The sequence below is a fragment of the Ancylobacter moscoviensis genome, from assembly GCF_007559435.1.
In the GTDB taxonomy this organism is placed as follows: domain Bacteria; phylum Pseudomonadota; class Alphaproteobacteria; order Rhizobiales; family Xanthobacteraceae; genus Ancylobacter; species Ancylobacter moscoviensis.
In genome coordinates, this window is sequence record NZ_VMBP01000002.1 from 709,199 (window position 1) to 730,743 (window position 21,545).

The following is a 21,545-nucleotide window of genomic DNA, read 5'->3' on the forward strand; positions in this document are numbered from 1 at the left end:
TTGTCGGACGACGGACGGATGATCGGCGGACGAGGCGGTGTTCAGCGGACGGTGCCGCCGCCGCGATACCCGTTGAGGCGCAGATAGAGGGTGGAGCGGGCGATGCCGAGGCGCCGTGCCGCCTCCGTCAGATTGCCGCCGCAGGCTTCCACCTGGGCGAGGATCGCCGCGCGCTCGGTCGCCTTGAGGTCAACGGCGGGGGCAGGGGCATCCGGAAAATCCGTCGCCGCCGCGCCGGGCCGGGGCACGAGGGGGGCGTGGCCGTCGAGCTCGGGCGGCAGGTCGTCGAGGCCGATCACGTCGCCATCGGCGAGCGCGATCATCGCGTCGACGACGTTGCGCAGCTCGCGCACATTGCCGGGCCAGGAATAGTGACGCAGGCGCTCCAGAACCTCTGGCGCGAAGACGGGGACCGGCCGGCCCTGACGCGCGGCGGCGGCCTGTGCGAATCCGCCGGCCAGCGTCACGACGTCCTCGCCGCGCTCCCGCAGGGAAGGGATGCGGATGCGGGCGGCGGCGATGCGATAGTAGAGATCGCGGCGGAAGCGGCCGGCCTCGACCTCGGCGGCGAGGTCGCGATTGGTCATGGAGAGGATGCGGATGCTGACCCGGCGCCCCACATGGTCGCCGACCCGGTAGACCACGCCGTCCTCCAGCACGCGCAGCAGATAGGATTGCAGGTCGAGTGGCATCTCGCCGATCTCGTCGAGACAGAGCACGCCGCCGTCCGCCTGCTCGATGCGGCCGGGGCGGCCCTTCTCGTCGGCGCCGGTGAAGGCGCCCTTGGTATAGCCGAACAGCTCGCTGGCGATGAGGTCGCGCGGCATGCCACCGCAGTTCAGCGGCACGAAGGGACCGCTGGCGGCCGGGCTGGCGCTCCTAATGGCGCGGGCGAAGAGTTCCTTGCCGACGCCGGTCTCGCCCTCGATGAGGATCGGCAGGCTGTTGGCCGCCAGCTTGCGGGCCCGCTCGCGGGCCTCGCGCATCGGCGCGCTGGAGCCGAGGATGCGGTCGAAGCCGATCTCCGGCTCGATCGCCTCGCGCGGGCTCTCCACCGATGCGGACGAGCGGCCGCGGCTGCGGTGCATCACGATCAGGCAGCCGATGGCCTCGCCGTCCGAGCGGACGATCTCCACGCTGGCATTGGGAAAGCGGTGGCGGCAATTCTCCTCCCACGCCTCGTGTTCGGCAGCGCCGATGAGGTGGCGGACCTCCTCGGCCAGCCGCTCGGGCGCCGCATCGGACTGGCGCCGGGCGGAATCCGCCGCGTGCACGAGGAAGCCCCGCCGGTCGACGACGAGAATCTCCTCGCTCAGCCAGATCGAGCGTTTCGAGACGAAGCTGCGCAGCAGCAGCTCATGCTCGAGCTTCGCGGTGCGATACAGCCCGGCTTCGATCTCCTGACCGATGGCGACGGCCAGCGCGAGGCTCTGCGGATTGAAGTGATCGACGGGGCCGGAAATGTCGACGATACCGAGCAGTTGATGGTCGAGCGGATGGCGGACCGGCGTAGCGGCGCAGGTCCAGCGCTGCACGTCCTCGCAGAAATGCTCGGCACCGCGGATCTCCGTCGGCCGCCCGTCGATCAGCGCGGTGCCGATGGCATTGGTGCCGATCACGCCTTCGTCCCAGCGCCCGCCGGTTTCCAGATGGTTGCGGCGGCCATGGTCGACGACGCGCGGGTCGCCCGCCGTCTCGATGATGAAGCCGCTGGCGTCGCTCAGGATCATCATGGAGGAGGCGTCGGCGAGGAAGAGGCCGGAACGTTCGAGCGCCGGGCGCGCCACGTTCAGCAGCGCCGCGTTGGCGGAGCGGCGCCGGTAGATCTCGGGTTCCGCCGCCAGCGGCGCCTGCGCGCGCTCGATGCCGATGCCCCCGGCGCGGGATCTTTCCCATGACGCGGCCAAGGGACGGGGCACGCCGGCAAGCTCTGGCGCGCCGTCACTCAGGAAACGTTCCCAAGCCGCACGGATCGCATTCTGCTCCATGCCGCTGTCCTCCCCTGCAGAGGAGGAGCGCCGAATGTCCCGGTTCTCCGTTGGCGTGCGGAGAATGAGGGCATGTCGCGGGATCCCGATCGGGTTCGAACAGAAAGGATCCGGCCATGCGACGTCCGGGTCGCGAACGCTCCGTCCTAGGTCTGCTTTTAATGCCGCGCTTCTTTCTTCGGCGCGTGCGCGGTGAAGGTAGGACGCTTTCGCGCTCCGGCGCAATGCACAGCAAAACGGCGGACGGCAAATGTGATTTCGCGCCGGTCGCCGGATACACGTCGCTGGACGCCGGGCGGGATGAAGACTAGATCGCTAGCCATGCGCCCGGCCCTCATCATCTTCGATTGCGACGGCGTGCTGATCGACAGCGAGGTTCTCAGCGCCCGTGCGCTCATCGACGAACTGGCCTGTCACGGCGTTGCCGTCGACATGGGCTTCGTCGCGCGCCATTTCATCGGCCGGGCCTATCCGGTGATCGTGGCCGAGGTGAGCGCGCGCTTCGGCGTCACGCTTCCAGACGATTTCGAGGAACGCTATCGCGGCCGGCTGCTGGCCTCGTTCAGGACCGACCTTGCCGCAATGGCCGGCGCGATGGAGACGGTCGAGGCGCTGCAGGTGCCGGCCTGCGTCGCGACATCGTCGAGCCCGGCGCGGCTCGCCGCCTCGCTCGCCATGGTCGGGCTCGACCGGCATTTCGACGGCCGGACCTTCACCGCCAGCGAGGTGCCGCACGGCAAGCCGGCGCCGGACCTGTTCCTCCACGCGGCGGCGGTCATGGGCGCCGACCCGTCCACCTGCGTGGTGGTGGAGGACAGCGTGCCCGGCCTGCTGGCGGGTCTCGCCGCCGGAATGCAGGTGTGGCGCTTCACCGGAGGCAGCCACCTTGCCAATATGGACGTGCCGCTGCCCGTCGATTGCCGCCCGCATCGCAGTTTCGCGAGCTTCGCCGAGCTGAGGGCGGCGCTGCCTCACCTGTTCCACCCGTCCGCTGGCGTAGTGAACCCCGCATGAGCCTTCTTCCCGACGCCGACCCTTCGACCGACGACCAGGCCGCCCGCGCCGCCTGGCTGTATTACGTGGGCGGCCTGACGCAGGACCAGATCGCGGCCGAGATGGGCGTCTCCCGCCAGCGCGCCCAGCGACTCGTCAGCCGGGCGGTGGCGGCCGGGCTCATCCATGTGCGGCTGAACCACCATCTGGCGACCTGCCAGTCGCTGGAGGCGGCGCTGCGCGAGCGCTTCGGCCTCGTGCGCTGCCGCGTGATGCCCGGGCTGGGGCCGGATCGCGATCCCGTGCGCGCGATTGCGCCGGCGGCGGCGGCGGAGATGGAGCGCGTGCTGCGGGAACCGCGTTCGCTGGTCATCGCGCTCGGCACCGGGCGGGCACTGCGCGGCATGGTCGAGGCGCTGGCGCCGGTCGAGGCGCCGCAGCACCGGCTCGTCTCGCTGCTCGGCAACATCGCGCCGGACGGCTCCGCCTCCTATTTCGAGGTCATCATGCGGCTGGCCGAGAAGGTCCACGCGCCGCATTATCCGATGCCGGTGCCGGTGATGGCGGACACGCCCTCGGAGAATGCGGTCCTCCAGTCGCTCGGCGCGGTGCGCAAGGTCCGCGAGCTGGCGCAGGAGGCCGACGTGACCTTCGTCGGCATCGGCCAGATGACCGACGACGCGCCGCTGCTGACCGACGGCTTCCTCACCCCCGACGAACTGCGTGAGATCCAGGCGGTCGGCGCGGCCGGGGAGATCGCCGGCTGGATCTTCGACGGGGAGGGGCGCTACCTCGACCTCGCGATCAACCAGCGGATGACCGGCGTGCGGGTGCCGCCGACTGGCCCGGACCGTCCGGTGATCGCGATCGCCGCCGGCGAGGTGAAGATCGCCGCCGCCGCGGCGGCGCTGAAATCCGGCATCATCAACGGGCTGGTGACCGACGAGCCGACGGCCATCGGCATTCTCGCGCGCTGAGGCCCCGCCGGGCGGGCCATTCCCGCCCTGATGGGCAAACACCATTCACATACAAGCGCGCAAGCCCCTCGTGCCGCCCTCCGGGCGCGTGCGCGGCCTTGCCGTGGAAGCGTTTCCCCCTAGCTCAGAACGGGCATGGACAGCCGCCGGTCTCTCGCGTCCGCAGCATGGAAGGGGGTTGACGGGCGTCAGGGTGACGTGAATATTTGCCCACAAGGCGATGAAATGCTCAATTCGCCGCAAGGGAGGAGAGTCATGACCGTTACGTTCCGCGCCCTCGTGGGCGCGTCGATGATGCTTGCCTTCGCCGGCACCGCATCGGCCCAGACGACCATCACCGTCGCGACGGTGAACAACGGCGACATGATCCGCATGCAGCGCCTCATGTCGGACTTCTACGCCAAGCATCCCGACATCAAGGTCAACTGGGTGACGCTGGAAGAGAACGTGCTGCGCCAGCGCGTGACCACCGACATCGCCTCGAAGGGCGGCCAGTACGACGTGCTGACCATCGGCAACTACGAGGTGCCGATCTGGGCCAAGCAGAACTGGTTGCTGGCGCTCGACAATCTCGGCGCCGACTACCAGCAGGACGACCTGCTGCCGCAGGTGGCCCAGAGCCTCACCGTCGACGGCAAGCTCTATGCGGTGCCGTTCTACGCCGAGAGCTCGATGCTGATGTACCGCACCGACCTGCTGGAGAAGGCCGGCCTCAAGATGCCGGAGAATCCCGACTGGGACTTCATCACCGACGCGGCGGCCAAGATGACCGACAAGAGCGCCGGCGTTTACGGCATCTGCCTGCGCGGCAAGGCCGGCTGGGGCGAGAACATGGCGTTCCTCACCTCCATGGTGAATTCCATGGGCGGAAGCTGGTTCGACATGCAGTGGAAGCCGCAGTTCGACCAGCCCGAGTGGAAGGCGACGCTCGACACCTACCTGAAGCTGATGTCGAACTACGGCCCGCCCGGCGCCTCCTCCAACGGCTTCAACGAGAACCTCGCGCTGTTCCAGACCGGCAAGTGCGGCATGTGGATCGACGCCACCGTCGCCGCTTCCTTCATCTCCGATCCGAAGGAGTCGAAGGTCGCCGACAAGGTCGGCTTCGCGCCGGCGCCGACCCGTGCGGGCGGCAAGAACCACGGCAACTGGCTGTGGTCGTGGAACCTCGCCATTCCCGCCACCTCGACCAAGGCGGACGCGGCCAAGACCTTCGTGGCCTGGGCGACCTCGCCCGAATACACCAAGCTGGTGGCCGAGAAGGAAGGCGTCGCCAACGTGCCGCCCGGCACGCGGACCTCGCTCTACAAGAACCCCGACTATCTGAAGGTCGCACCCTTCGCCGAGATGACGCTGAAGGCGATCGAATCCGCCAACACCGCGCACCCCTCGGAGAAGCAGGTGCCCTATACGGGCGGCCAGTTCGTCGCGATCCCGGAGTTCCAGGCGATCGGCACCGCCGTCGGCCAGCAGTTCTCGGCCGCCGTCGCCGGCAAGTCCAAGGCGGAGCAGGCGCTCACCGCCGCGCAGGCGCTGACCGTCCGTGAAATGACCCGCGCCGGCTATCCGAAGTAGGCGTTCGCATTCCCGTCCACCGGCGCCATCGCGCGCCGGCGGGCCGAGCTGCCGCGGTCCGGGAATTCCCGCCCCCGTGCCGCGGCAGGCCGGCAGACGAGACCAGCCCGCGTCCGTCGCGGTCTCACTTTTGCGCACCACCCGCGGGACCCGCCCGCGAGCGGCACCAGCCAAGGTATCCGTCCATGGCGACGCAAGCCTCACGCACTGCAGGCCGGCTCATGCTGTCCCCGGCGGTCATCCTGCTGTTCCTGTGGATGATCGTGCCGCTGGCGATGACCGTCTACTTCTCCTTCCTGCGCTTCAACCTGCTGATGCCAGGCACGGAGGAGTTCACGGGCTTCGAGAACTATCTCTACTTCTTCACCGATCCGTCCTTCTGGCCGGCGCTGATCAATACGCTGACCCTCGTGCTCGGCGTGCTGGTGATCACGGTGGTCGGCGGGGTGGCGCTGGCGGTGCTGCTGGACCAGCCGATGTGGGGGCAGGGGATCGTCCGCATCCTCGTCATCGCGCCGTTCTTCATCATGCCCAGCGTCTCGGCGCTGGTGTGGAAGAACATGCTGATGAACCCGGTGAACGGGCTCTTCGCCTCCATGGCGCGCGGGCTCGGGCTGGAGCCCTTCGACTTCTTCGCCGAGGCACCGCTCGCCTCCATCATCGCCATCGTCGCCTGGCAATGGCTGCCCTTCGCCACGCTGATCCTGCTCACCGCGCTGCAGAGTCTCGACCAGGAGCAGATGGAGGCGGCGGAGATGGACGGGGCCGGCTGGTTCTGGCGCTTCCTGCACCTGACCATCCCGCACCTAATGCGCTCGATCACCGTCGTCGTGCTGATCCAGACGATCTTCCTGCTCTCCGTCTTCGCCGAGATCCTGGTGACGACCAATGGCGGGCCCGGCACGGCGTCCACCACGCTCACCTTCCTCGTCTACATGCAGTCCATGCTGCAGTTCGACGTGGGGCTGGGCTCCGCCGGCGGCATCGTCGCCGTCATCCTCGCCAACATCGTCGCGATCTTCCTCATGCGGATGATCGGCCGGAACCTGGAGGCCTGACCATGGCGCGCGAGGTTTCGAAAGGCCGCAAGGCCGCCGTTACGGCTCTCGCCTGGGGCATCGGGCTGCTGATCTTCTTCCCGATCCTCTGGACGGTGCTGACCTCCTTCAAGACCGAGGCCGAGGCGATCGCCTCGCCGCCCTCGTTCCTGTTCTTCGACTGGACGCTGGAGAACTACGAGACGGTGAACGAGCGCTCCGACTACCTCGTCCATTTCTGGAACTCGGTGGTGATCGCGCTCGGCTCGACGCTGGTCGGGCTCCTGGTCGCGGTCCCGGCCGCCTGGTCCATGGCCTTCGTGCCGGGAAAGCGGACCAAGGACGTGCTGATGTGGATGCTCTCCACCAAGATGATGCCGGCGGTCGGCGTGCTGGTGCCGATCTACCTGCTGGCGCGCGACACCGGCCTGCTCGACACCAAGCTCGGCCTCGTCATCGTGCTGACGCTGGTGAACCTGCCGATCATCGTCTGGATGCTCTACACCTACTTCAAGGAGATCCCCGGCGAGATCCTCGAGGCCGCGCGCATGGACGGCGCCTCGCTGAGCTCCGAGATTCTCTACGTGCTGACGCCCATGGCGGTGCCGGGCATCGCGTCCACCCTGCTGCTCAACGTCATCCTCGCGTGGAACGAGAGCTTCTGGACGCTGAACCTCACCGCGGCCAACGCCGCGCCGCTGACCGCCTTCATCGCCAGCTATTCGAGCCCCGAGGGGCTCTTCTACGCCAAGCTCTCGGCGGCCAGCACCATGGCGATCGCGCCGATCCTCATCCTCGGCTGGTTCAGCCAGAAGCAACTCGTCCGCGGCCTGACCTTCGGCGCCGTGAAGTAGGGGGAAACCAATGGGCGAAATCGTCCTGTCCCAGGTGAAGAAGTCGTTCGGCGGCGTCTCCATCATCCAGGGGATCGACCTGCGCATCGCCGACGGCGAGTTCGTGGTCTTCGTCGGCCCGTCCGGCTGCGGCAAGTCCACGCTGCTGCGCCTCATCGCCGGGCTGGAGGATGTTTCCTCCGGCAATATCTCCATCGACGGGCGCGACGCGACCGACCTGCCGCCGGCCCGGCGCGGCCTCGCCATGGTGTTTCAGAGCTACGCGCTCTACCCGCATATGAGCGTGCGCAAGAACATCGCCTTTCCCCTGCGCATGGCCGGCGTTCCCGCCGCCGAGCAGGAGCGCAAGGTGGAGGCGGCGGCCAGGGTGCTGAACCTGACGCCCTATCTCGACCGCAAGCCGAGCCAGCTCTCCGGCGGCCAGCGCCAGCGCGTCGCCATCGGCCGGGCCATCGTGCGCGAGCCGGCGGCCTTCCTGTTCGACGAGCCGCTGTCCAATCTCGACGCGGCGCTGCGCGTCTCGATGCGGCAGGAGATCTCCGAACTGCACCAGTCGCTCAAGACGACGATGATCTACGTCACCCACGACCAGGTGGAGGCCATGACCATGGCCGACAAGATCGTGGTGCTGAACGCCGGTCGGATCGAGCAGGTCGGCAGCCCGCTGGAGCTCTACCGGCGGCCGGCCAACCTCTTCGTCGCCGGCTTCATCGGCAGCCCGAAGATGAACTTCATCGAGGGGGCGGAGGCGGCGAAGCACGGCGCCCATACGCTCGGCATCCGGCCGGAACATATCGACATCGCCGCCGCCGGCCCGTGGAAGGGCAGGGTGGGGCTCTGCGAGCATCTGGGCTCCGACACCTTCCTGAAGGTGGATGTCGAGGGCGTCGGGCAGATCAATGTCCGCGCCAGCGGCGAGGTGGCGCTCGCCTTCGGCGACACGGTCGGCCTCGCCCCCCAGCCGGACAAGCTCCACCGCTTCGACGAGGCGGGCAACGCCGCGACGTGACGCGGTGACGTGACACGGGAGGGCGCGGCCCGGCCGTCCCTCCCATTCCCGAGATCGACCCCTGCGTCGCCCGGCGCCCCGGCGCGGACGGCGACAACCCGAATGGCACGACAATGAGCAGCCCCGCCGTATCGCTTCCTTCCTATGACCGCTCGACGCTGACGCCGGGCATCGTCCATATCGGGCTGGGCAATTTCCACCGCGCCCATCAGGCCGTCTATCTCGACGACCTGTTCGCGCTCGGCGAGGACCATGACTGGGCGATCATCGGCGCCGGGGTGCGGCCGGCGGACGCGCGCATGCGCGAGGCGCTTCTGGCGCAGGACTGCTTGTCGACCGTCATCGAGCTCGATCCGGCCGGCCGTCGGGCGCGGCGGGTCGGCGCGATGATCGATTTCCTGCCGGTGGAGATCGGCAACGCCGCGCTGATCGCCGCCATGGCGAAGCCGGAAATCCGCATCGTCAGCCTGACCGTGACCGAGGGCGGCTACTTCATGGACCCGGCGGGCCGGCTCGACACCGGCGCGGCGGAGATCGCCGCCGACGCGGCCAACCCGTCCGCGCCCGGCACGGCGTTCGGCGCCATCCTCGCCGCGCTGAAGGCCCGCCGCGCCGCCGGCATAGCGCCCTTCACGGTGATGTCCTGCGACAACCTGCCGGGCAATGGCAGCGTGACCCGCCAGGTGGTCGTCGGCCTCGCCCGGCTGTTCGACCCGGAGCTGGCGGCATGGGTCGACGCCCATGTCGCCTTCCCGAACGGGATGGTCGACCGCATCACCCCCGCGACGGGCGAGCGCGAGCGGGCCATGGCCGCCGCCTTCGGCATCGCCGATCCGGCGCCCGTGACCTGCGAGCCGTTCCGGCAGTGGGTGCTGGAAGACCGCTTCCCGGCCGGCCGCCCGGCGCTGGAGAAGGTGGGCGTGGTGTTCACCGATCACGTCCATGCCTATGAGACGATGAAGATCCGCATCCTCAACGGCGGCCACGCGATCATCGCCTATCCCGGCGGGCTGATGGACATCGATCTCGTCCACGAGGCGATGGAGGAGCCGCTGATCGTGGCCTTCCTCGACCGGCTGGAGCGCGAGGAGATCATCCCGATCGTGCCGCCCGTGCCGGACACCGACCTCGGCGACTACTATCGCGTGATCCGCGCCCGCTTCTCCAATCCCGAGGTGGCGGACACGGTGCGGCGCCTGTGCCTCGACGGCTCCAACCGGCAGCCGAAATTCATCGTGCCCTCGATCCGCGACAACCGCGCCACGGGGAGGCTTCCCAAGGGGCTGATCCTCGCCTCGGCGCTGTGGTGCCGCTATTGCGCGGGCGTGACCGACAGCGGCGCAGCCATCGCCCCGAACGACCCGAACTGGGACGAACTCTCGGCGCGGGCGCGGGCGGCCAAGGCCGATCCTTCGGTGTGGTTCAGCATGCAGGATGTCTATGGCAATCTCGGAGCGGATGTGGAAGTGGTGGCGGCCTTCTCCGCGGCGCTCGACGCGCTGTGGAGCCGTGGTACGCGGGCCGTGCTGACCGACTATCTCGCCGGCTGAGCCTCCCTTCATTCCAGGACGGTAATTCCCATGCCCGCTTCGTCTTCGCCCCGCTCGCCGGCGCTTCTGTGCGCGGGAGAGGCGCTGATCGACATGGTGCCGCGCGACACGCCGGAGGGGCGGGCCTTCCTGCCGCTGCCCGGCGGGGCGGTGTTCAACACCGCCATAGCCGCCGCCCGCCTCGGCACCCCCACGCTGTTCTGGTACGGCCTCTCGACCGACCTGTTCGGCGACCAGCTGCGCGCCGCCCTCGACGCCGCCGGCGTCGATACCCGCCTGTGCCGCCCGGTCGACCGGCCCACCACGCTCGCCTTCGTCACCCTGGTCGAGGGCCAGGCGCGCTATCTCTTCCTCGACGAGAACACCGCCGGCCGCCTGCTCGCCCCGGATGACGTGCCCGAGGTGCCGGAGGAGGTGGGGGCGCTGTTCCTGGGCGGCATCAGCCTGGTCGGCGAGCCTGTCGGTAGCGCGATGGAAGCGCTGGCGGGCCGGGTCGCGGCGGACGGCCGGGGGCGGCTGATCATGCTCGACCCGAACATCCGCCCCGGCTTCATCCGCGACGAAGCGGCCTATCGCGCCCGCATCGACCGCCTCATCCGCCTCAGCCATGTGGTGAAGCTCTCCGACGAGGACCTGTTCTGGCTGACCGGGCCGGGCGACCTCGCCACCCAGGCGCGCCGGGTGCAGGCGCTGGGCCCGCGTCTGGTGCTGGTCACGCTGGGCGCCCGTGGCGCGCGCGCCTTCTGCCGCGACGCGCAGGGGGGCGACATCGAGGTGTCCGTGGCGGCGCCGGCCGTCACCGTGGCGGATACGGTGGGGGCGGGGGACACCTTCAACGCCGGCTTCCTGTCGGCGCTGGCGGAGGCCGGCGCGCTGGCGCCGGATCGGCTGGCGGCGCTGCCGCCCGCGACGCTGCAGGCCGCGCTCGCCTTCGCCGCCCGCGCCGCCGCCGTCTCCGTCACCCGCGCGGGCGCCAACCCGCCCTGGCGTAGCGAGATCCTCGAAGGGGAGTGAGGGGTGGGGCGGCGCGGGCCGATCGCACCGGAAACCGCCTCGAAGGAACTTGATGAGAACATATTGCGAACATCGAACAAACCGGGTACAACTGCACCAACTTATCCGAAACCCTATTCATCCTCTTGCGTGCAGCCCGGAGCCCGGCGATGACTCAAGCGACTCTGCGACTCGTTGAAGGATCTTCCATGGACAAGGCCAAGGCGCTCGACGCCGCGCTTTCCCAGATCGAGCGCCATTTCGGCAAGGGCTCGATCATGCGGCTGGGCAAGAACGAGCGGATCATGGAGATCGAGACGGTCTCCACGGGTTCGCTCGGTCTCGACATCGCGCTCGGCATCGGCGGCCTGCCGCGCGGGCGCATCGTCGAGATCTTCGGGCCGGAATCCTCGGGCAAGACCACGCTCGCTCTGCACACCATCGCGGAGGCGCAGAAAAAGGGCGGGGTGTGCGCCTTCATCGACGCCGAGCACGCGCTCGACCCGATCTATGCCCGCAAGCTGGGCGTCGATCTCGACAATCTGCTGATCTCCCAGCCGGATGCCGGCGAGCAGGCGCTGGAGATCGCCGACACGCTGGTGCGCTCGGGCGCGGTGGACGTGCTGGTGGTCGATTCGGTCGCCGCGCTGACCCCGCGTGCCGAACTCGACGGTGAGATGGGCGACAACCAGCCCGGCATGCAGGCGCGGCTGATGAGCCAGGCGTTGCGCAAGCTGACCGCCTCGATCAACCGCTCCCACACCATGGTGATCTTCATCAACCAGATCCGCATGAAGATCGGCGTGATGTACGGTAGCCCGGAGACCACCACGGGCGGCAACGCGCTGAAGTTCTATTCCTCGGTCCGTCTCGACATCCGCCGTATCGGCGCGATCAAGGAGCGCGACGAGGTGGTGGGCAACCAGACCCGCGTGAAGGTGGTGAAGAACAAGCTGGCGCCGCCCTTCAAGCAGGTCGAGTTCGACATCATGTATGGCGAGGGCGTCTCCAAGATGGGCGAGCTCATCGATCTCGGCATCAAGGCCGGGGTGGTGGAGAAGTCGGGCGCGTGGTTCTCCTATGACAGCCAGCGGCTCGGCCAAGGGCGCGAGAACGCCAAGAACTTCCTGCGCCAGAACCCGGAGGTCGCCGGTCGCATCGAGGCGACGATCCGCCAGAATGCCGGCCTGATCGCCGAGCAGATTCTCGCCGGTGCCGAGGGCGGCGAGGAGGACGAGGGCGACGCCGAGGGTTGAGGCGTCGTCTCCCCCCGGTTTCCCGACGGCGTGTTCCGACCGGTGGGAGTGAAGCTGGCGCGCTTCTCGCAGGGCGCCGATTCGGGTTCCGGGAAGGGTGTTGCATGGCGCGCCGCGGCCCAGTGGGGCCCGGTTCTGGAGGGGCCGAGGACAGTGCTGTCGCGCTTTCTGGACAAGGTGTTGGCGCGTCGTTAGAACCGTTGCGCCCGCACCGTCTTGTGCGGGCCGGTGCCACCGGCGCCGAATGTGTCATCGGCGGATCCGGGTTCAATGAGCGGCGTTAACGAGATACGTGCGACCTTCCTCGACTACTTTGCGAAGAATGGTCATCAAGTGGTTGAATCATCGCCACTTGTTCCGCGCAACGACCCGACGTTGATGTTCACCAATGCCGGCATGGTGCAGTTCAAGAACGTCTTCACCGGCATCGAGAAGCGCCCCTATTCGCGCGCCGCGACGTCGCAGAAATGCGTGCGTGCCGGCGGCAAGCACAACGACCTCGATAATGTCGGCTACACGGCGCGGCACCACACCTTCTTCGAGATGCTCGGCAACTTCTCCTTCGGCGACTATTTCAAGGAGAACGCCATCGAGTTCGCGTGGAACCTGATCACCCGCGAATTCGAGCTGCCGGTCGATAAGCTCATGGTCACCGTCTACCATGAGGACGACGAGGCCTTCTCGCTCTGGAAGCGCATCGCCGGCCTGCCCGATTCCAAGATCGTGCGCATAGCGACCTCCGACAATTTCTGGCAGATGGGCGACACCGGGCCGTGCGGCCCGTGCTCGGAGATCTTCTACGACCACGGTTCCCACATTCCCGGTGGCCCGCCCGGCTCGCCCGATGCCGATGGTGACCGCTTCATCGAGATCTGGAACCTCGTCTTCATGCAGTTCGAGCAGCTGCCGGGCGGCGAGCGCGTCGTGCTGCCACGGCCGTCGATCGACACCGGCATGGGGCTGGAGCGCATCTCGGCGGTGCTCCAGGGCACGCACGACAATTACGAGATCGACCTCATGCGCGCCCTCACCGGCGCGGTCGAGGAACTGACCGACGTACCGGCGGACGGCCCGCAGAAGGCGAGCCACCGCGTCATCGCCGATCATCTGCGCGCCTCGACCTTCCTCGTCGCCGACGGCGTGCTGCCCTCCAATGAGGGGCGCGGCTACGTCCTGCGCCGGATCATGCGCCGCGCCATGCGCCACGCGCAGCTGCTCGGCGCCCGCGACCCGCTCATGCACCGCCTGGTGCCGGTGCTGGTCCGCGAGATGGGCCGGGCCTATCCGGAGATCGTGCGCGCCGAGGCACTGGTCACGGAAACGCTGCGGCTCGAGGAAACCCGCTTCCGCAAGACGCTGGAGCGCGGCCTGTCGATCCTCGAGACGGAGAGCGAGGGCCTCAATGCCGGCGCCAAGTTCTCCGGCGAGACGGCGTTCAAGCTCTACGACACCTACGGCTTCCCGCTCGATCTCACCGAGGACGCGCTGCGCGCGCGCGGCGTCGGCGTCGACGTCGACAGCTTCAACGCCGCCATGGAGCGCCAGCGCGCCGAGGCGCGCGCCTCCTGGGCGGGCTCCGGCGAGGCGGCGACGGATACGGTGTGGTTCGCCGTGCGCGAGGATGTCGGCCCGACCGAGTTCCTCGGCTACGGCACCGAGACGGCGGAGGGCACGGTGACCGCGCTGGTCGCGGAGGGGCGCCGCGCCGGCGAACTGCCGGCCGGCGGGCGCGGCCTCGTGGTGCTGAACCAGACGCCGTTCTACGGCGAATCCGGCGGTCAGGTCGGCGATACCGGCGTGCTGACGGGCGAGGGCGGGCTGCGCGCGCGCGTCGTCAACACGCAGAAGAAGCTCGGCGACGTCTTCGTGCACGAGGTGGAGGTGGAGAGCGGCACGCTGGCCGTCGGCGCCGCCCTCGCGCTCGTCGTCGACAGCGATCGCCGCCAGGCCGTCCGCGCCAATCATTCGGCGACGCATCTGCTGCACGAGGCGCTGCGCCGGGTGCTGGGCGATCACGTGGCGCAGAAGGGCTCGCTGGTGGCGCCGGACCGCCTGCGCTTCGACTTCAGCCATCCCAAGCCGATGGACGAGGCCGAGCTGCGGCAGGTCGAGGACATCGCCAACCGCATCGTGCTGCGCAACGAGCCGGTCGTCACCCGGCTGATGGCGGTCGACGATGCCATCGAGTCGGGCGCGCGGGCGCTGTTTGGCGAGAAGTACGGCGACGAGGTCCGCGTCGTGTCCATGGGCACGGATCCGGGCAACGGCGCTCCCTATTCGGTGGAACTGTGCGGCGGCACCCATGTGGCGCGCACCGGCGACATCGGCATCATCAGCCTGCTCGGCGAGAGCGCGGTAGGCGCCGGCGTGCGCCGCATCGAGGCGATGACGGGCGATGCCGCCCGCTATCACCTGAACGGCGAGAGCCGGGCGCTGCACGCGGCCGCCGGCCTGCTCAAGGCGCCGGTCGGCGAGGTCGAGGCGCGCCTTGCCCAACTCGTCGAGGAGCGCCGCAAGCTGGAGCGCGAGCTCGGCGAGGCTCGGCGCAAGCTGGCCATGGGCGGGGGCGCCGCCGGCGAGGAGCCGACGCGCACCATCGGCGCCATCAAGCTGCTGGCACGGCAGGTGACGGGTATCGAACCGAAGGACCTGAAGAGCCTCGTCGACGAGGGCAAGAAGCGTATCGGCTCCGGCATCGTCGCCATTGTCGGGGTGACCGACGAGGGGCGCGCCGGGCTCGTGGTCGGCGTCACGGATGACCTCATCGACCGCTATGACGCCGTCGCGCTGGTTCGCCACGGCGCCGAGGCGCTCGGCGGTAAGGGCGGCGGCGGCCGGCGCGACATGGCGCAGGCCGGTGGGCCGGATGGCGGCCGCGCCGCCGAGGCGCTGGCGGCGATCGAGAGCGCTCTGGCCGGCTAGGTTCCTGCCGGCGGCCTGGCCGCTGGGAGGGCATTTTCAGTTGTGCTCGTTCCGTCCGGATGAAAGGTGTCAGGACGGAACGAGCACTCGTTTCAACAGGCCGGAGCATTTCTGGCTCGGCCCGATGCCCCCATCGGACCGGGAAGTGCGCCGAGGGCCGCGCTGCCGGGCGGGTCCGGTCGGGGGAAGGCCGTCATGGCGGCCCGCAGGCATCAAGGAAAATGGTTCTCGGGCGCGTGGCAGCGTGCCAGGCGACGGCGTTGCTATGAGATCCTCGAGCGCGACGCCGCTGATGACCGGTGGGCGGAGCGGGTCAATCTGGCCCTGATCGTCCTCATCGTGCTGAACGTGGTCGCGGCGGTGCTCGAAACAGTGCCGAGCCTCTTCCTGCGCGACTACGTGCTGTTTCGCGCGTTCGAGCATTTCTCGCTGGCGGCCTTCGCCGTCGAGTATCTGCTGCGGGTCTGGGTTTCGCCGGAGAACCCGCGCTATCGGGGCCTATCCGAGGGGCGAGCCCGGTGGCGCTATATGCTGACGCCGGTCGCCATCATCGATCTGCTCGCCTGGCTGCCCTTCGTGGTCTCGGCGATGTTCGGCGTGAACCTGCGCACGCTGGCGATCCTGCGGCTGGTGCGCTTCATCAAGCTCGCGCGCTATTCGCCGGGCATGCAGTCCCTGCTGGAGGTGCTGTACCGCGAGCGCCAGTCGCTCGTCGCCTGTTTCTGGCTGCTGGTGGCGGCGGTTCTGCTGTCAGCGTCGGCCATGTACGTGGCCGAGGGAAGCGTGCAGCCTGACCATCTGGGCTCCATCCCGGCGGCGATGTGGTGGGCGATGGCGACGGTGACGACGGTCGGCTATGGCGACGTCTATCCCGTGACGGTGCCGGGGCGTGTGGTCGCGGGCCTCACCATGATCACCGGCATCGTCATGATCGCGCTGCCGGTCGGCATCATCGCGACCTCCTTCGTCGACGTGATCAAGCGGCGCGACTTCATCATCACCTGGGGCATGGTGGCGCGCGTGCCGCTGTTCGCCGACCTCGACGCCGCCGGCATCGGCGAGATCCACAAGGCGCTCTCGGCCCATACCGCGCAGCCCGGCGAGATCGTCGCCCGGCGCGGCGACGTGGCGCGGTCGATGTATTTCATCGCCTCGGGCGAGGTGGCGCTGGAATTTCCGGACGAGGTGATGATCCTCGGCGAGGGGCAGTTCTTCGGCGAGATGGCGCTGCTGCACTCGGCCCGCCGCGCCGCGACGGCGCGGGCGCATACGCGCTGCATGCTGCTTATGCTGGGAGCGGACGATCTTGCCGACGTGATCCGGCGGCATCCGGCGATCGGCGAGCGCATCCAGGCCATGGCTCGGGACGAGGAAGGGCCGCGGGCGCTGCGCCGCAGTGCCGATATCGCCGACGACGAGATAAAGGGCGCCTGAGTGGCCGACGCGGGGAGGGGCCTTGGGAAGGACCCGGGGCGCGCGGCGCGTCCCGGGTGAAGCGTGCAGGTCAGGCGCGGGTCCTGCTCAGGCGAGGGCCTTGCCGAGGTTCTCGGAGATCTTGTCGAGGAAGCCGGTGGTCGAGAGCCACTTCTGGTCGGCGCCGACGAGCAGGGCGAGGTCCTTGGTCATGTCGCCGCTCTCCACCGTGTCCACGCACACCTTCTCCAGCGTGGAGGCGAAGGCGGCGAGGTCGGCGTTGTTGTCGAGCTTGGCGCGATGGGCGAGGCCGCGCGTCCAGGCGAAGATCGAGGCGATGGAGTTGGTCGAGGTCTCCTTGCCCTTCTGGTGCTCGCGGTAGTGGCGCGTCACCGTGCCGTGGGCGGCCTCGGCCTCGACGGTCTTGCCGTCCGGCGTCATCAGCACCGAGGTCATCAGGCCGAGCGAGCCGAAGCCCTGCGCCACGATGTCGGACTGCACGTCGCCATCGTAGTTCTTGCAGGCCCAGACATAGCCGCCGGACCACTTCAGCGCGGAGGCGACCATATCGTCGATCAGGCGGTGCTCGTACCAGATCTTGCGCTTCTCGAACTCGGCCTTGAACTCGGCCTCGTAGATCTCCTGGAAGATATCCTTGAAGCGGCCGTCATAGGCCTTGAGGATGGTGTTCTTCGTGGAGAGATAGACGGGGTAGTTGCGCATCAGCCCGTAATTGAGCGAGGCGCGGGCGAATTCCCTGATCGACTCGTCGAGGTTGTACATCGCCATGGCGACGCCGGCGCCGGGTGCCTTGTAGACCTCGTGCTCGATGACCTGGCCGTCGTCGCCGACGAACTTGATGCTCAGCGTGCCCTTGCCGGGGAACTTGAAGTCGGTGGCGCGGTACTGGTCGCCGAAGGCGTGGCGGCCGACGACGATCGGCTGCGTCCAGCCCGGCACGAGGCGCGGCACGTTCTTGCAGATGATCGGCTCGCGGAAGATCACGCCGCCGAGGATGTTGCGGATCGTACCGTTCGGCGATTTCCACATCTTCTTGAGGTTGAATTCCTTCACCCGCGCCTCGTCGGGCGTGATCGTGGCGCACTTCACGCCGACGCCTACCCGCTTGATGGCTTCGGCGGCGTCGATCGTCACCTGGTCGCCGGTCGCATCGCGGTTCTCGACGCTGAGGTCGTAATATTCCAGCGGTACGTCCAGATAGGGATGGATCAGCTTGTCCTTGATGTACTGCCAGATGATCCGGGTCATCTCGTCGCCGTCGAGCTCGACGACCGGATTCGCCACCTTGATCTTCGCCATGAAATTCACCTCGCACGGAAATCGTTGTCGGAGGGTCGCGGCGCGTGTCCGCGCGGGCAGACGCCGGATGGGCGGGTGATACCCTGCCATGCCGGACAGGGAAAGCAGGTCCCGGGCCAAATTTCGACCAAAGGACAAGGCGCGCGGCCCTTCTCCACCAATGGTTCCTGGCATCTGGTATGCCTGATCGCGAAACGGGCTGTGGCGCCGCGTCGGGCAGGGTGCTTCGCAAGCGCGCCGTGCGCGGCTATATCAGCGACCTTTCCGCAGGATGACGAAACGAGGAACCGCGATGCCCGGCGCCGGCACCGACAGCACCAAGCCCTGGCAGGAGGGCGGGCCGGTCGTGATCCTCGTCGAGCCGCAGCTCGGCGAGAACATCGGCTCGGCCGTGCGCGCCATGGGCAATTTCGGCCTGACGCGGCTGCGCATCGTCAATCCGCGCGAGGGCTGGCCGAATCCGAAGGCGGTGACCTTCGCCTCCGGCGCCGACCGCATCCTCGACAATGCCGAGCTGTTTCCCGACCTGCGCTCGGCGCTGGCGGACCTCAATTTCGTCGCCGCCGCCACGGCGCGCGAGCGCGGTATGCAGAAATCCGTGCTCGGCGCGGATGTCGTGGCCGCGGAGGCGGCGACGCGAATCGCAGCCGGTGAGACGGTGGGGCTGGTGTTCGGGCGGGAACGCACGGGGCTCTACACGGAAGAGGTGTCGCTGGCCGACGTCATCCTGACCCTGCCGGTGAACCCGGCCTTCGCCTCGCTCAATCTCGGCATGGCGGTCGCGGTCGTCGCCTATGAGTGGTTCAAGCTGGCCTCCGGCGGGGCGTTGCCCTTCCAGCAGCCGGACCGCTACCCGATCGCCGACAAGGCGGACCTGTTCGCCTTCTTCGACCATGTGGAGCGCGAGCTGGACGAGGCGCTGTTCTTCCGCTCGCCGGAGAAGCAGCCGGTCACCACGCGCAACATCCGCAACATCTTCCACCGGGTCGGGCTGACCCGTCAGGACATCGCGACGCTGCATGGCATGGTGGCCGCGCTGGTGGAGGGGCGGCGCACCCGTGAGGAGCGTACCGCCGCGCGGCTCGGCGGGAAGAAGCGGCCGGCGAAGGCGGCGCCGGACGAAGGCGGGGCCGGGCCGGAGAGCTGAGCGGCGGACTGGCGGGGACAGGCGGCAAGATAAGGAAGCGTTCACCAGGATGCGCCACAATGATGCCCGGGATGGAGGACATCAGATGCGCATCGAGGCTTCTCCCGTTTCCGGTTCGTCCGGCAGGCATGGCGTCTCGCTCGTCGCTTCGTCAACCGGGCCGTCCGCCGTGTCGCCGCCGCTTCACCCGCCTGCCGTCGCGCTTCGCGCGCCGACCATTATCGTGTTTGACTCCGGTCTCGGCGGGCTCTCGGTGTTCCGCGAGCTGGTGCGGGCGCGGCCGGATGCGCGCTTCGTCTATGCGGCTGACGATGCCGGCTTCCCCTATGGCCCGCGCAGCGAGGAGGATCTGGTCGCCCGCGTCGTTGGCGTCATGGACGCTCTGATTGCGCGGCTGGCGCCGGATGCCGTGGTCATCGCCTGCAACACGGCTTCGACGCTCGTGCTGCCGGCCCTGCGCGCGCGCTATTCCATTCCCTTCGTCGGCACCGTGCCGGCCATCAAGCCGGCCTGCGAGGGGTCTCTCACCAAACAGGTGAGCGTGCTGGCGACGCCGGGCACGGTGAAGCGTGACTACACCCAGGCGTTGATCCGCGACTTCGCCGGCGATTGCCGGGTGACGCTGGTGGGCAGCGTCCATCTGGCGGCGCTCGCGGAGGCGGCGATGGCCGGCGTGGACGTGCCGGACGAAGCCTTCGCCGCCGAGATCGCGCCGGCCTTCGTGCGCGAGGGCAAGGCGCGCACCGATACGGTGGTGCTGGCCTGCACCCATTATCCGCTGGTGCTCGACCGGCTGCGCAAGGTGGCGCCCTGGCCGGTGCGCTGGGTGGACCCGGCGGCGGCCATCGCCCGGCGTCTCAGTTCGCTTCTCGGTCCCGTCGCCTTCGCCGCGAGCCCGGCGCCGATGCGGCTGTTTTCCACCGGGAGCCCGCTCGACGCGGCGCTGGTGGAACGAATCGTCGGCCGACGCGCGCGGGCCGGCGAACTCGTGCCCATGGCGTCCGCTCCGGCATCGATGCCGACACCTGCTTGAGAAGGCTGCGCTTTTTACAGGTGCCTTGCCAGCGCCGCGATCCCTGCCCAGCATGCCCGTAGGGCAGGAGATGCAAAGTGACTGGCAGTGTTCTTGACGACGCGCGGTGTCCGACCCGGCGGGCATTCCTGCTCGGTGCCGGCGCCACTGCGCTGGCGCTCGGAGGAGGCGATGCCTACGCGCAATCCGCCAAGCAGTCCTTCGACGCCTGGATCGTCGCCTTCCGCGCCCGCGCCAAGGCGCGTGGCATCTCCGATGCGGTGTATGACCGGGTCACGCGCGGGCTGAAGCCGGATACCTCCGTCTACGCCAAGGACCGGGCGCAGCCGGAGTTCCGCGAGGAGCTCTGGCAATATCTCAACCGGCGCATCTCCGACTGGCGGCTGATCACCGGCCGGGCGGCCGCGAAGGAGAATGCGGCGCTGCTCAAGCGCCTGCAGAAGGATTTCGGCGTGGAGCTGGACGTCCTGCTCGGCCTTTGGGGCATGGAGAGCGCCTTCGGCGAACTGGTCGAGGACGAGGACCACATGAAGCCGGTGTTCCCTTCGCTGGGCGCGCTGGCCTGGGGCGAGCCGCGCCGCCGCAAATATTGGGAGACCGAGTTCCTCAACGCGCTGGCCGTGGTTCAGCGCGGCTGGGGCGAGCCGGAGGGGATGCGTGGCTCTTGGGCCGGCGCGATGGGGCATACGCAGTGGATGCCGGAGGTCTGGCTGAATCTCGGCGTCGACTATGACGGCGACGGCCATCCCTCGCCCTACAGCGTACCCGACGCATTGGCTGGCAGCGCGCGCTACCTCATCAAGCGCGGCAATTACCAGCGCGGCCTGCCCTGGGGTTTCGAGGTGACGATGGCGGGCGTGCCGGAGAAGTATGCCGACGCTCGGTCCTGGCGCACCGTCGAGGATTGGGCGGGGCTGGGCGTGAAGCCGGCCGGCGGCGGCCGCTTCCAGTTTCCCAAGGCGCGGGCGCGGCTGTGGGCTCCGGTCGGGACGGAGGGGCCGTGCTTTCTGTTGACGCAGAATTTCTATGCGGTGCGCAGCTACAACCCGTCGATGAACTACGCGCTCGCCGTCTGCCATCTGGGCGACCGGGTGCTCGGCGGCGATCCGTTCATCACGCCCTTCCCGGGCGGCGAGCGGGTGCTGACGCTGGCGGAGATCCAGGAAGTGCAGCGCCGGCTGACCAAGGCGGGATTCGACACCGGCGGCGTCGACGGGCGCGTCGGCAACATGACGATGCGCGCCGTCGCGGGCTTCCAGCGTAAGGTCGGGCTGGAGCCGGACGGCTATGCCAGCCTCGACGTGCTGGCGGCGCTGCGTAAGGGGCGATGACCCCGTTCCGCGTGACGATCGGGTGACGGTCGCGCTTGACCTTCCGTGCGTTTCCGCCTATCCACCCACGCACACGCGGGGCCGGCAACGGTCCCGCGTGGTGTTTCACGCACCCGTGGGTCTGTCCGGCGCGTTCGGACTGGTCCT

Annotated in this window: 16 protein-coding genes; 14 read left to right on the forward strand and 2 right to left on the reverse strand. The window is 68.7% G+C overall.

The window, feature by feature from the left end:
- Positions 1–41 precede the first annotated feature (41 nt).
- Entirely contained in the window at positions 42–1,988 is a 1,947-nt protein-coding gene (locus tag FO470_RS09440; protein WP_144342666.1) for a sigma-54-dependent Fis family transcriptional regulator, read from the reverse strand.
- Positions 1,989–2,309: 321 nt separating this feature from the next.
- Here FO470_RS09440 and FO470_RS09445 point away from each other — a divergent pair, with 321 nt between their 5' ends.
- From FO470_RS09445 to FO470_RS09495, 11 genes are all read left to right on the forward strand, one after another.
- A complete protein-coding gene (locus FO470_RS09445) occupies positions 2,310–3,002 on the forward strand; it encodes an HAD family hydrolase (RefSeq protein ID WP_144342667.1) in 693 nt (230 codons plus the stop codon).
- Positions 2,999–3,958: a sugar-binding transcriptional regulator gene (locus FO470_RS09450; RefSeq protein ID WP_144342668.1), complete on the forward strand. Its 960-nt coding sequence runs from the start codon at positions 2,999–3,001 to the stop codon at positions 3,956–3,958. Before FO470_RS09445 ends, FO470_RS09450 begins: the two co-directional genes overlap by 4 nt.
- Positions 3,959–4,213: 255 nt before the next feature.
- On the forward strand, positions 4,214–5,533 hold the full coding sequence (locus tag FO470_RS09455; protein ID WP_144342669.1) for an ABC transporter substrate-binding protein: 1,320 nt from the start codon (positions 4,214–4,216) through the stop codon (positions 5,531–5,533).
- A 185-nt stretch (positions 5,534–5,718) separates the two neighbouring features.
- The gene (locus FO470_RS09460; RefSeq protein ID WP_144342670.1) at positions 5,719–6,591 is read left to right on the forward strand and encodes a carbohydrate ABC transporter permease; all 873 of its coding nucleotides are present in this window, start codon (positions 5,719–5,721) and stop codon (positions 6,589–6,591) included.
- Between the two features lie 2 nt (positions 6,592–6,593).
- A complete protein-coding gene (locus FO470_RS09465) occupies positions 6,594–7,424 on the forward strand; it encodes a carbohydrate ABC transporter permease (RefSeq protein ID WP_144342671.1) in 831 nt (276 codons plus the stop codon).
- Positions 7,425–7,434: 10 nt separating this feature from the next.
- Positions 7,435–8,433 (forward strand): ABC transporter ATP-binding protein, encoded by a 999-nt coding sequence (locus tag FO470_RS09470; RefSeq protein WP_144342672.1) that lies wholly within the window; start codon positions 7,435–7,437, stop codon positions 8,431–8,433.
- Positions 8,434–8,546: 113 nt separating this feature from the next.
- Positions 8,547–9,983: a mannitol dehydrogenase family protein gene (locus FO470_RS09475; RefSeq protein WP_144342673.1), complete on the forward strand. Its 1,437-nt coding sequence runs from the start codon at positions 8,547–8,549 to the stop codon at positions 9,981–9,983.
- Positions 9,984–10,013: 30 nt separating this feature from the next.
- A complete protein-coding gene (locus FO470_RS09480; protein ID WP_144342674.1) occupies positions 10,014–10,997 on the forward strand; it encodes a carbohydrate kinase family protein in 984 nt (327 codons plus the stop codon).
- A gap of 149 nt (positions 10,998–11,146) precedes the next feature.
- The gene (recA, locus tag FO470_RS09485; protein WP_144342675.1) at positions 11,147–12,232 is read left to right on the forward strand and encodes a recombinase RecA; all 1,086 of its coding nucleotides are present in this window, start codon (positions 11,147–11,149) and stop codon (positions 12,230–12,232) included.
- Positions 12,233–12,502: 270 nt separating this feature from the next.
- Positions 12,503–15,154, forward strand: a complete 2,652-nt coding sequence (gene alaS, locus FO470_RS09490) for an alanine--tRNA ligase (protein WP_144342676.1) — start codon at positions 12,503–12,505, stop codon at positions 15,152–15,154.
- Positions 15,155–15,349: 195 nt separating this feature from the next.
- Complete coding sequence (locus FO470_RS09495; protein WP_144342677.1) at positions 15,350–16,588, forward strand: cyclic nucleotide-gated ion channel; 1,239 nt, start codon at positions 15,350–15,352, stop codon at positions 16,586–16,588.
- Positions 16,589–16,675: 87 nt separating this feature from the next.
- Here the strand turns inward: FO470_RS09495 and FO470_RS09500 are convergent, their stop codons facing one another.
- Entirely contained in the window at positions 16,676–17,887 is a 1,212-nt protein-coding gene (locus tag FO470_RS09500; RefSeq protein WP_144342678.1) for an NADP-dependent isocitrate dehydrogenase, read from the reverse strand.
- A gap of 292 nt (positions 17,888–18,179) precedes the next feature.
- Here FO470_RS09500 and FO470_RS09505 point away from each other — a divergent pair, with 292 nt between their 5' ends.
- The 3 genes from FO470_RS09505 to FO470_RS09515 all read left to right on the forward strand — a co-directional run bounded on the left by FO470_RS09505 (position 18,180) and on the right by FO470_RS09515 (position 21,398).
- On the forward strand, positions 18,180–19,034 hold the full coding sequence (locus FO470_RS09505; protein ID WP_144342679.1) for an RNA methyltransferase: 855 nt from the start codon (positions 18,180–18,182) through the stop codon (positions 19,032–19,034).
- 223 nt (positions 19,035–19,257) lie between these two features.
- Complete coding sequence (gene murI, locus FO470_RS09510; protein ID WP_335880645.1) at positions 19,258–20,067, forward strand: glutamate racemase; 810 nt, start codon at positions 19,258–19,260, stop codon at positions 20,065–20,067.
- Between the two features lie 77 nt (positions 20,068–20,144).
- Positions 20,145–21,398, forward strand: coding sequence for a lytic murein transglycosylase (locus FO470_RS09515; RefSeq protein ID WP_144342680.1), 1,254 nt, complete (start codon positions 20,145–20,147; stop codon positions 21,396–21,398).
- The last annotated feature ends 147 nt before the right edge of the window (positions 21,399–21,545 follow it).